This is a genomic window from Micrococcus luteus, from assembly GCF_022664405.1.
In the GTDB taxonomy this organism is placed as follows: Bacteria; Actinomycetota; Actinomycetes; order Actinomycetales; family Micrococcaceae; genus Micrococcus; species Micrococcus luteus.
In genome coordinates this window covers 1-11228 of sequence record NZ_JAKRLB010000010.1, presented here as the reverse complement: position 1 = coordinate 11228, position 11228 = coordinate 1, and the positions used below count along the sequence as shown (strand labels likewise).

The window sequence follows — 11228 nt, the reverse complement described above, 5'->3', positions numbered from 1 at the left end:
ACCGGCGCCGCACGGTGACAGTGCGCCCCGGAAGGACTATGTTTCCCTCCCGTGACATTTACCTCGTCGCCGCGGGTCGGCCCGCGTCGGCCCCGCATCCGTCCGACCCAGCTCGTGGTCGGGTCCTTCCTCGTCGCCATCGTGACGGGCACCGGCGCACTGCTGCTGCCCGCCTCGTATCAGGGCCGCGCGCCCACCCCGCTGGAGGCCGCGTTCACGGCGACCAGCGCCACCACGGTGACGGGCCTCGGCGTCGTGGACACCCAGACGTTCTGGACACCCCTGGGTCAGCTCGTGATCCTCACGCTCATCAAGCTCGGTGGCCTGGGCGTCATGACGTTCACGTCGCTGCTGGGGCTGGTGATCCTCCGGCGGCTCGGCCTCACCCAGCGCCTCGACGCCGCGGCCTCCACCCGGGCCGAGGGGATCGGGGACCTGCCCCGGGTGCTGCGGGCCCTGATCCTGTACTCCACGGCCGTCGAGGCCTCGGTGGCGCTGCTGCTGAGCCTGCGCTTCTGGCTGGGCGCGGGAATGTCCCCGGGCCAGGCACTGTGGCAGGGGGTCTTCCACGCGGTCTCCGCATTCAACAACGCCGGGTTCGCGCTGTTCAGCGACAACCTCATGGGCTTCGTCTCGGACCCGTTCATCTGCCTGCCGATCGCGGCGGCGATCATCTTGGGCGGCCTGGGCCTGCCGGTCGTGCTGACCCTGCGGCGAGACCTGCGCCGACCCGAGCGGTGGAACCTCACGGTCCGGCTCGTGCTCGTGGGCACCGCGGTGCTGCTGGTGGGCGGCACGCTCATGTACCTCGTCCTCGAGTGGTCCAACCCGCGGACCCTGGGCGGTCTGGACCCGGCCTCGCGCGTGCTCGCGGCGTTCTTCCAGTCCGTCACGACCCGCACCGCCGGCTTCAACACCCTGGACTACGGGCAGATGCACCCCGTGACGCTCTTCGCCACCGACGTGCTCATGTTCATCGGCGGCGGCCCCGCCGGCACCGCCTCGGGCGTGAAGATCACGACGGCGAGCGTCCTGCTGTTCATCGTGCTCGCGGAGATCCGGGGGGAGGGCGCCGTCCATGCGTTCGGCCGCCGGCTCTCCCGGACCACGCACCGCGAGGCGATCACCGTGATCATGCTCTCCGCGACCGCGATCGCCGTCGCCACGATGGCGCTCATGGGCCTGTCCTCGTTCACGACCGACCAGATCCTGTTCGAGTGCGTGTCCGCGTTCAGCACGGTGGGCCTGTCCACCGGCATCACCGCCCAGCTGCCGCCGGCCGCGCAGGGCATCCTGATGCTCCTCATGTTCGTCGGCCGCATCGGCCCCGCCACCGTCGCCGGCAGCCTGGCCCTGACCGACCGCACCCGCCACTTCGAGTACCCGAAGGAGAGACCCCTCATTGGCTGATCTCACCCGTTCCCTGTTCGCCCCCCGCCGGGGCGACCGCCCCACCGTGGCCGTCCTCGGGCTCGGCCGGTTCGGCTCCGGGGTCGCCCGCGAGCTCATGGAGTCCGACTGCCACGTGCTGGGGGTCGACGCCGATGCCGAGGCCGTCCAGGCGCTCAACGGCCGGCTGACCCACGTCGTCCGCGCGGACAGCACGGACGAGGAGGCGATGCGCCAGCTCTCGGTCCACGAGATGGACCACGTCGTCGTCGCCATCGGCGGCGACCTCGCGGACTCGATCCTCACCGTCTCGCTGATGCGGCGGTTCGGGACGCACCAGCTCTGGGCCAAGGCCAATGACGACCGCCACGGCGAGATCCTGCGTCAGCTCGGCGTGGAGCACGTGGTCCACCCGGAGCGGGACATGGGCCGCCGCGTGGCGCACCTGGTCAGCACGTCCTTCCAGGACTTCGTCGAGGTCGAGCCGGGCCTGGCCATGGTCCGGGCCACGCCGCCGTCGCGCCTGCTGGGCAGGGACCTGCGAGCCACCGGGCTCGCGGGGGAGCGGGGCATGCGCGTGGTCGCCGTCCGCAGCCGCGGCACGTGGCTCTACCCGCCGAGTCACTACGTGCTCGAGCCCGAGGACACGATCCTCCTGGTGGGCCCGACCCGCGACGTCGAGCGGTTCCTCGCCCGGGACTGAGCCGGGGCACATCCGGCGCGGCTCCTAGACTGGCCGGGTGACCACCCCGGACCGCGTGCACCTGGACCACGCCGCCACCACGACGGTGCGCCCCACCGCGCTCGCGGCCCTGGCCGAGGCGGCCGCGCTGCCCGGCAACCCGGCCTCCCTCCACGCCTCCGGCCGCCGGGCCAAGCTGCGCCTCGAGGAGGCGCGGGAGCGCATCGCCGCGGCGCTCGGGGCGCACCCCACCGAGGTGATCCTCACGTCCGGGGGCACCGAGGCGGACAACCTCGCCATCCAGGGGCTGTACCGGGCCCGCCGCGCGGCCGCTCCGGAGCGCACCCGGATCGTGCTGACCGGCATCGAGCACCACGCGGTCCTCGACGTGGTGGACTGGCTCGCCGCGCACGAGGGCGCCGAGCCGGTGCTCGTCCCGGTCGACGACGACGGGCGGGTCGACCTCGCCGCATGGGGGGCCGCGCTGGCGACCGCGCCCGAGCGGACCGCCCTGGCCACGCTGATGTGGGCCAACAACGAGATCGGCACGGTCCAGCCCGTGGCCGAGGCCGCCCGGCTTGCGGCCGACCACGGGGTCCCGTTGCACACCGACGCCGTCCAGGCCCTCGGGGCGGTGCCCGTGGACTTCGCCGCGTCCGGGGCCGCGACCCTGGCCGTCTCGGGGCACAAGGTCGGCGCCCCCGTGGGTGTCGGCGCCCTGCTCGTGCGCCGGGACGTCACGCTGGAGGCCGTGGTGCACGGCGGCGGCCAGGAACGCCGCCTGCGCTCGGGCACGGTCTCGGTGGCCCTGGCCGCCGCGCTGGCGGCCGCCGTGGCGGAGGCCGTCGCGGAGCAGCCCGCCGAGGCCGCCCGCCTGGGCGGGCTGCGGGACGAGGTGATCGCCGCCGTCGACGCCCTGGACGGGGTGCGCCTGACCGGGCCGCGAGACCTCGACCCGGCGACGGGGCAGGCGCTGTCGCCGGGGACGCGCCGACTGCCCGGCAACGTCCACATCACCGTGCCGGGCCGGACGGCGGACGCGCTGCTGTTCTCCTTCGACATGGCCGGGCTGGACACCTCGTCCGGGTCGGCGTGCACCGCCGGGGTGGCCGAGCCGTCGCACGTGGTCGCGGCCCTGCCGGGGCGGACGGAGGCCGACGCGCGGGCCACCCAGCGGTTCACCCTCGGCCGGACGACGACACCGGCCGAGGCGGCCGCGCTCATCGACGCGCTGCGGACACTGCTGGGGCCGGGCGTCTAGACTGGACCGCCCGTCCGTCGTCGAGAGAGGAGCCCGCCCGTGAAGGTCCTGGCCGCCATGTCCGGGGGAGTCGACTCCGCCGTCGCCGCGGCGCGTGCCGTGGACGCCGGGCACGACGTCGTCGGCGTCCACCTGGCCCTGTCCCGCATGCCCGGCACCCTGCGCACCGGCTCGCGCGGCTGCTGCACCATCGAGGACGCCTCGGACGCGTGGCGCGCGTGCGAGCGGCTCGGCATCCCCTTCTACACGTGGGACTTCTCCGAGCGGTTCGCGGAGGACGTCGTGGACGACTTCGTGGCCGAGTACGAGGCCGGCCGCACGCCCAACCCGTGCATGCGCTGCAACGAGCGCATCAAGTTCGCGGCGCTGCTCGAGCGCGCCCTCGAGCTGGGCTTCGACGCCGTCTGCACCGGCCACTACGCCGCCGTGCGGCCCGGTCCGGACGGCTCGCTGGAGCTGCACCGCGCCGCGGACGACGCGAAGGACCAGTCCTACGTGCTCGGTGTGCTGACCGCGGATCAGCTCGCGCACTGCCTCTTCCCGCTCGCGGACACGCCGTCCAAGGAGCTCGTGCGCGCCGAGGCGGCCGAGCGCGGCCTGTCCGTGGCGGCGAAGCCGGACTCCCACGACATCTGCTTCATCCCCGACGGCGACACCCGCGGCTGGCTCGCCGAGCGCATCGACCTGGCCCCCGGCCCCATCGTCGACCCGGAGGGGCAGGAGCTCGGCACCCACGCGGGCGCCCAGGCGTTCACGGTCGGCCAGCGCAAGGGCCTGGCCATCGGCCGTCCCGCGCCCGACGGCAAGCCCCGGTTCGTGCTCGAGGTGCGGCCGAAGGAGAACACCGTGGTCGTCGGCGGGCGCGAGCTGCTCGACGTCGACCGCATCACCGGCATCCGCCCGTCCTGGGCCGGCGCCCCGGTGCCCGAAGCCCGCACGGGCGCCTGGTTCGACTGTGCGCTGCAGTTCCGGGCCCACGGCGAGATCGTCGAGGCCCGCGCCCGCCAGCGCGCGGACGCGGCGGGGCATCCGGGGTGGGAGATCGAGCCGGGGCGCCCCCTGCGCGGCGTGGCTCCCGGTCAGACGGCCGTCCTGTACCGGGGCACCCGCGTGCTCGGCCAGGCCACCATCGACACCGCCCGCAATGCCCGGCTGTCCGCCCCCGCGGATGCGTAGGCTTCGGCCATGAGCCCGGACTACGACCCCCACGCCAGCTCGCTGCCCGGCACCGCGGACCCGGCGGTCCTCGACGAGCTCTTCGCGATCCGCGGCAGCATCGACAACATCGACGCCTCGCTCGTCTACCTGCTGGCCGAGCGGTTCAAGTTCACGCAGCGGGTCGGCGCGCTCAAGGCCCGGCACGACCTGCCGCCCTCGGACCCCGGGCGTGAGGCCGCCCAGATCGCGCGGCTGCACCGACTCGCGCTCGAGGCGGACCTCGAGCCCGCGTTCGCCGAGAAGTTCCTGAACTTCATCATCGCCGAGGTCATCCGCCACCACCGCGCGCTGGCGGCCGAGGGCCGGCCGGACGCCGAGGCGGAGCCGGGGGAGAGCCCCGGGGACGCGGATGACTGAGGCCGCCCACGACGACGGCGCCACCGGCCCCGTCGCCCTCGGCGGCACGCCGTGGCGCGGCACCGACGTCGCCGAGGCGCAGCGCGTCACGCTCGGCGAACTCGGCGCGGACCACTGGCCGGTACTCCCCGAGCTGCCCGATCGCGGACCCGGCGCCGACGCCACCGGCCGCTCGGCCGCCCTCCTGCAGCAGCTGGCCGTCGACCTGCAGCCGCACGGCTGGCGGGTCAGCCCGCCCGGGGCCGCCGGCTCCGGCCGAGACCGACGCCGGGCCGTCTCCCTCTGGCGCGAGGACGCGCACCGCTGGGCGGACACCGCGGGGGCCGAGGGCGCCGTCGTCGAACGTCTGGCCGTGCGGGTGCGCGGCCCGCTCAGCCTGCTCGCCTGCCTCTGGCTGCCCGGGGGAGAGCGCGTGCTCGGCGACCACGGCGCGCGCCGCGACGTCGCCGAGTCCTATCTCGAGGGACTGCAGGACGCCCTGCCCCGCCTCCGGAGGGCCACCGGCGCGGGACGCCTCGGCGTCGTCGTCGACGAGCCGTGGGCGGCGGCCGTCCTCGCCGGGACCCTGCCCACCGCGAGCGGGTACCGCACCGTCCGGTCGCTGCCGCGCGAGGAGGCCAGCGGGCTGTGGCGCGCCGCCCTCGACGGGCTCACCGCCCTGCCCGACGTCGCCCGGGTGTGGCTCGCGCCGGGCCGCCGCGCCGGCTCCCCGGGGGCCGAGCTGCCCGGGCCCGCCGCGCTGGCGGCGTTGACGGGCGAGTCCCTGCCCAGGCCCGACGCAGCTGCGGACGCGCCCGCCCCGGCCCCGGTCTCGCTCGTGGTGGGCGTGGGCGCCCTCGACGACGGCGCGGACGGCACGCCCGGCACCCGCGAGGCGTGGGAGGCGGCGGCCGGCTGGGCCGACGTGGGGCGCGGGCTGACGCTGGCCCCCGAGCCGGGCGTGCGCCCGGTCGACGTCGTCCGCACGTGGGAACGGCTGGGGGTGGACCCCGGACGCGTGGGCGACGTCGGCCTCACGGCGGCGGGGTCGCACGACCCCGCCGTGCTCCGCACTCTGCGGCGGGACGCGGAGGAGCTGACCGCACGGCTCGCCGAGCTGCGCGGCTGAGCCGGCGCCCCGACGGACCGGGGCGACCTCCGGCGTCGTCCGCCGGGGACGGGCCCGCCCGGCGGGTATCATCGGGCTGATCCTGAAAATTTCCTGTGCCCGGGGCCGGTCCCGCCCGCGGCGCCGGGGGGAGCGCTGACGAGGAGGTCAGGATGGGCAAGGCCAAGATCCTGGTGGTGGACGACGACGAGGCGCTGGCCGAGATGATCGGCATCGTCCTGCGCAACGACGGCTTCGAGCCGACGTTCGCCGCAGACGGCACCTCCGCACTGCCCGCGTTCCACCGCGAGCGCCCCGATCTCGTGCTGCTGGACCTCATGCTCCCCGGCATCGACGGCATCGAGGTCTGCAGGCTCATCCGAGCCGAGTCGGACGTGCCGATCGTGATGCTCACGGCCAAATCGGACACGGCGGACGTGGTGCGCGGCCTCGAGTCGGGTGCGGACGACTACGTGCCCAAGCCGTTCAAGCCAGCCGAGCTCGTGGTTCGCGTCCGGGCGCGCCTGCGTGAGGGGGAGGCCAAGCCGGCGGAGGTCCTGCACATCGGGGACCTCGAGATCGATGTGGCGGGCCACCAGGTCACCCGCGGCGGCGTCGGCATCGCCCTCACCCCGCTGGAGTTCGATCTCCTCGTGGCCCTCGCCCGGCGGCCGCGCCACGTCTTCACTCGCGAGATGCTCCTGGAGGAGGTCTGGGGCTACCGGCACCAGGCCGACACCCGGCTCGTGAACGTCCACGTCCAGCGCCTGCGCTCCAAGGTCGAGCCGGATCCCGAGAACCCGTGCGTCGTGCTGACCGTCCGCGGCGTCGGGTACAAGGCCGGCCAGGGCTGAGCGCATGACCGTGTCCGGCCCGGATGTGAGCGCGGCCCCGGCGGCCGAGTCCGGTGCCGAGCCGGTCGAGCCCGCCGCCGGCCGCCCACGGTCGTGGGTCCCCGGCCCCGCGTGGCGTGCGCTGCGCCGCCGGTGGCGCCGGTCCCTGCGGCTGCGCACGGCGGTGCTCGCGGCCCTGCTCTCGATCCTCGCGGGCCTCGTGGTCGCCGCGTTCCTGACGCAGCAGATCACCCAGGCCCTCTTCGAGGCCCGCTACGAGCAGGTCCAGGCCGAGGCCCGCCGTGGCCTGAGCCAGGTGCGCGAGACGTTCGCGCAGACCACCGCCACGGACGCGCAGAGCACGGACGTGCTGGTGACCCAGACCCTGCGTGCCCTCGAGGGGGACTCGGGCACCACGATCCGTCGCCGCTACCACCTCGCCCCGCTGCCGGACTCCGAGTCCGCGTACGTGGGGACGATCTCCTCCGCCGGGCTCGATCCCGCGGTGATCCCCCAGGAGCTGCAGGACGCGGTCGCCTCCGGGCCGGGCGTGTATGACGCGAGCGTGGCGCTGCCGGACCCCGGCGGTGGCACCCGACCCGGCCTCGTGTTCGGCGCCCAGGTGGTGCTGCCCCCGGGTGCCACCTACGGGCTCTACCTCGTCTACGACCTCTCGGACGTCCAGAGCTCGCTCGACTCGGTGCTGGGGGTGCTGCTGGTGTTCGGCGTCGGCTTCCTGGTGATCAACGTGCTGGTCTCGTGGTGGGTCTCGCGGCGGGTGACCCGGCCCGTGCAGCAGGCGGCCCGGGCGGCCGAGTCCCTCTCGAGCGGTAACCTGGCCGTGCGGATGCCGGTCGACGGTGAGGACGAGATGGCCCGCCTGAGCATGTCCTTCAACCGGATGGCGGACAGCATCCAGGACCAGATCGGCCAGCTCGCCCAGCTGTCCCAGATGCAGCAGCGGTTCGTCTCGGACGTCTCCCATGAGCTGCGCACGCCGCTGACGACCGTGCGGATGGCGGCCGACGTGCTGTACGGCTCACGCGAGGACTTCGACCCGGTCAACCGACGCTCGACCGAGCTGCTCTACCACCAGGTGGACCGCTTCCAGGCCATGCTCGCGGACCTGCTGGAGATCACCCGGTTCGACGCCGGCGCCGCCACCCCGGCCCTCGAGGCCACGGACATGCTCGAGCTGGCCCGCGACGTCGTGCTCACCTCTCAGCCGCTGGCCGACCAGATCGGCGTGCCCGTGTACGTGGTGCCCATGGACCGGGACCGCGCCGACGGCCACGTCGCCTGGGTCGACCCGCGGCGGATCGAACGGATCCTGCGCAACCTGGTGAACAACGCGATCGAGCACGCCGAGGGCCGGCCGGTGGACGTGCTCGTGGCGGCCGACGAGGAGGCCGTCACGTTCGCCGTCGTGGATCACGGCATCGGCATGAGCCCCGAGCAGGTGCAGCGCGTGTTCGACCGGTTCTGGCGCGCCGACCCCGCACGCAAGCGCACCACCGGCGGGTCCGGACTGGGTCTGGCGATCGCCACCGAGGACACCCGGCTGCACGGCGGCCGGCTCGAGGCGTGGGGCGAGCTGGGGGAGGGATCCACCTTCATGGTGACCCTGCCGCGGGCGCCGCGCCCGGCCGTGCAGGGCGCGGAGGCCCCCGAACCGATCGGCCGCTCCGTGCTGCCCATTCCGCCCCGCTACAGCACGGCGGACCGCCGGTACGCCGATGACCTGTCCCGGCCCGTCCCGCAGGAGGCGGACGCCGACGCCGCCGGCGCGATCACGGACGTCGCCGCGGCGGCCGCGGCCGCCCCGCCGTCCGCGCGCCAGGCCGAGCAGGCCCTGACCGCGCCGACCCGGCCGGTGCGCGTGGTCCCTCCCGCCGACGGGTCGGCTGCCGGGGACCGGACCGGCGATAACGGGGCAGAGGAGGCCCGATGACCACCGTGGATCCGCAGCCGCCCCGCCCGCCGCGGGTCGCCGTCGTCGGCGTGATCGTCGCCCTGGTGCTCGCCCTCAGCGGCTGCACCCAGATCCCCCAGAGCTCCGAGGTGCGCAGCGCCGACCCGGTCGACGGGGCCACCGCGGCCGCCGACGCGCCGCAGTTCCATCCGCCGGGACCGGCCGAGTCGGACACAGCGGAGGAGGCCATCCGGGGCTTCCTGCTCGCGGGCACGAGCCCGCAGGACGACTACGCGGTGGCGCGCGAGTTCCTCGACGGGCCAGCGGCCACCCAGTGGACGCCCGGACAGCGCACTCTCGTGTACTCGGCGGAGCCGCGCATCACCCGGGGCGACGGCGCCGGGCACTACCAGATCCAGGTCGAGGTCGACTCGGAGATCGACGAGTACGGCCTGCGGACCATCGCGCCGCCGGGGACCACGCGGGCTTGGGCGGTCACGGTGCAGGAACGGCCGCAGGGCATGCGGATCACGTCCACGGAGAACGGCACGCTGCTCTCCCAGGCGCAGTTCGGACAGCTGTTCGCCCCGCACGAGCTCGCCTTCTACGACACCGCGAAGCGCTACGTCGTGCCGGACGTGCGGTGGTTCGTCAATCGGGGCACCACCGTGACCGCGGTGACGCGAGCGCTGCTGCGCGGGCCGGCACCGTATCTGGCCGGGGCGGTGGACACGGCCTTCCCGCTGCGCACCGGCACCGACCTGGCCGCGCCCACGGTGCCCGTCGACGACGACGGGGTGGCCCACGTCGACCTCACCCAGGCGGCTGCCGAGGGGGCCGACGCCGACCGGCGGCACCGCATGCGGGAGCAGCTGGAGCTGACCCTGACGGGCCTCCAGTCGGTCAAGGAGGTCGAGGTGACCGTCGCCGGCGCCCAGCTGTCCACGTCGGGAGACGACGGCCCCGCCCCGGTCCAGACCGACGCCGCCGTCGGCTCGGTCCAGGTGGGCATCGACACGGCGACGGGCGGACTCGTCTACGTGCAGGGGACCAGCGTCACGCCGGTGGGCGGCGCCCCGGACGTCACCGCGCTCGATCCGGTCCGCCCGACGATGTCCGGCGACCGCAGCCGCTTCGCGTTCGTCACCCGTGACCGGACGGCGGTCCACGTCGCCGGCACGGACGGCTCCCTGCGGGAGGTGCTGCGCGGCACCGGGCTCACCGTCCCGTCGCTGGACCTCCTGGGCTGGGTGTGGGCGGCCGACCGGGGGACGACCTCGCGGATCCGCGCCGTCTCGGCCCAGCCCGGCGGGCAGGAGCGCATCGTGACGGCCACGTGGCTGCGGCCCGGCGAGCGGATCGTCGACCTGCGGTTGTCCCGGAGCGGGGCCCGGGCCGCGATGCTCGTCGACGACGGCCAGCGGACCACTCTGCGCGTGTCCGGCGTCGTGCGCGGTTCGGACGGGGTGCCGAACGCCCTGACCGAGCCGATCCTGCTGCCCTCCTCCGGGTCGGAGGACTCGGTGGAGTGGGCCGGCGACACGAACCTGCTCGTCTCGGCGTACGCCGAGAAGCCGGAGGAGCGCGTGGTGCCGCGGATCGTCTCGATCGACGGCACCGTCCGGGAGCTCAACCCGCTGGGCGGTCTGCGGGGGATCTCCGCCGGCGACGACGGCGCCTATTACGCGGAGACGGAGGAGTTCGTGTTCCTGCTGGTGGGCTCCTCGTGGCGGGCGCAGGAGCTCGACCGCGGGGTGCGCGACCTCTCGTTCCCGGACTGAGCCGGGCCCGCGCCGGGCGCCCGTCGTCCATTCCTGCACAGCCGCCCCGTCCCGCACAGCGGCCCGCCCCGGCGCCCGGACGGCGGTGGCGTGCGGTGGACTCATCGCATGCCTTCCCCGCCGTCCTCCCCGTCCCCGGCGTCGGCGTTCGGCGCCCTCGGTCGGGCCCTGGCCGACCTGGTCCTGCCCGCCGAGTGCGCGGTGTGCGCGGCGCCGGGCCACCGGCTCTGCCCGGCCTGCGCGGAGGGACTGACCGCCGCCCTGTCCCTGCCCTTCCGGGCGGAGCAGGACGCCCCGGCCCTGCCCTTGGGCCCCGGCGGCGCTCCCCTGCCGGTGATGGCGGCCGGTCGCTACGCAGAACCGCTGGCGGCCGCCGTGCTCGCGTTCAAGGACCATCACGCGCTGCACCTGCGCGGCGTGCTGGGCGAGGCCCTCTGCCGGACCGTCGCCGCGGCGCGCCTCGAGCCGGACCTGCCCGGGGCGCGGCACGCCCTGCTCGTCCCGGTCCCGGGCGGCGCGGTCGGATTCCGACGGCGCGGCTACGACCCGCTCGCCGAGCTCACCCGGGCGCTGCCGGCGCCGTGGCTGGTCTCCGACGCCGTCCGTGCGCGCCTGCTGCCCCGCGCGAGCACGCTCCGGGGCGGCGGCCCGTCCCACGCGGGCGCCGGGGCGGGCCAGCGCCGCCGGCGGGCCCGGGACTGGCGCGTC

The 11228-nt window shown here is 75.3% G+C and carries 10 protein-coding genes; all 10 read left to right on the top strand.

Going from position 1 to position 11228, the window contains the following annotated elements; translation table 11 throughout:
• The first annotated feature begins 51 nt into the window (after positions 1–51).
• Positions 52–1410, top strand: coding sequence for a TrkH family potassium uptake protein (locus MF605_RS05980; RefSeq protein WP_162833775.1), 1359 nt, complete (start codon positions 52–54; stop codon positions 1408–1410).
• The gene (locus MF605_RS05975; protein WP_036315984.1) at positions 1403–2092 is read left to right on the top strand and encodes a potassium channel family protein; all 690 of its coding nucleotides are present in this window, start codon (positions 1403–1405) and stop codon (positions 2090–2092) included. Before MF605_RS05980 ends, MF605_RS05975 begins: the two co-directional genes overlap by 8 nt.
• A gap of 37 nt (positions 2093–2129) precedes the next feature.
• On the top strand, positions 2130–3332 hold the full coding sequence (locus MF605_RS05970) for a cysteine desulfurase family protein (protein ID WP_078025574.1): 1203 nt from the start codon (positions 2130–2132) through the stop codon (positions 3330–3332).
• Positions 3333–3371: 39 nt separating this feature from the next.
• Positions 3372–4508: a tRNA 2-thiouridine(34) synthase MnmA gene (gene mnmA, locus MF605_RS05965; RefSeq protein ID WP_069942006.1), complete on the top strand. Its 1137-nt coding sequence runs from the start codon at positions 3372–3374 to the stop codon at positions 4506–4508.
• 9 nt (positions 4509–4517) lie between these two features.
• On the top strand, positions 4518–4907 hold the full coding sequence (locus MF605_RS05960) for a chorismate mutase (RefSeq protein ID WP_060974202.1): 390 nt from the start codon (positions 4518–4520) through the stop codon (positions 4905–4907).
• Complete coding sequence (locus tag MF605_RS05955; protein WP_134415747.1) at positions 4900–6015, top strand: hypothetical protein; 1116 nt, start codon at positions 4900–4902, stop codon at positions 6013–6015. Before MF605_RS05960 ends, MF605_RS05955 begins: the two co-directional genes overlap by 8 nt.
• A 152-nt stretch (positions 6016–6167) precedes the next feature.
• Positions 6168–6848, top strand: coding sequence for an MtrAB system response regulator MtrA (gene mtrA, locus MF605_RS05950; protein WP_134415749.1), 681 nt, complete (start codon positions 6168–6170; stop codon positions 6846–6848).
• Between the two features lie 4 nt (positions 6849–6852).
• Entirely contained in the window at positions 6853–8778 is a 1926-nt protein-coding gene (mtrB, locus tag MF605_RS05945; RefSeq protein ID WP_041105228.1) for an MtrAB system histidine kinase MtrB, read from the top strand.
• Entirely contained in the window at positions 8775–10520 is a 1746-nt protein-coding gene (locus MF605_RS05940; RefSeq protein ID WP_002854873.1) for an LpqB family beta-propeller domain-containing protein, read from the top strand. The genes mtrB and MF605_RS05940 overlap by 4 nt, the downstream gene beginning before the upstream one ends.
• Positions 10521–10628: 108 nt before the next feature.
• Positions 10629–11228: ComF family protein (locus MF605_RS05935; RefSeq protein WP_242821249.1), on the top strand; the 600-nt coding region annotated here is incomplete at its 3' end.

Bases quoted from the DNA above. Each gene is read 5' to 3' on its own strand.
- MF605_RS05960 (WP_060974202.1), top strand. From the start codon at position 4,518: ATGAGCCCGGACTACGACCCCCACGCCAGCTCGCTGCCCGGCACCGCG.
- MF605_RS05940 (WP_002854873.1), top strand. From the start codon at position 8,775: ATGACCACCGTGGATCCGCAGCCGCCCCGCCCGCCGCGGGTCGCCGTC.
- MF605_RS05955 (WP_134415747.1), top strand. From the start codon at position 4,900: ATGACTGAGGCCGCCCACGACGACGGCGCCACCGGCCCCGTCGCCCTC.
- mtrB (WP_041105228.1), top strand. From the start codon at position 6,853: ATGACCGTGTCCGGCCCGGATGTGAGCGCGGCCCCGGCGGCCGAGTCC.
- mtrA (WP_134415749.1), top strand. From the start codon at position 6,168: ATGGGCAAGGCCAAGATCCTGGTGGTGGACGACGACGAGGCGCTGGCC.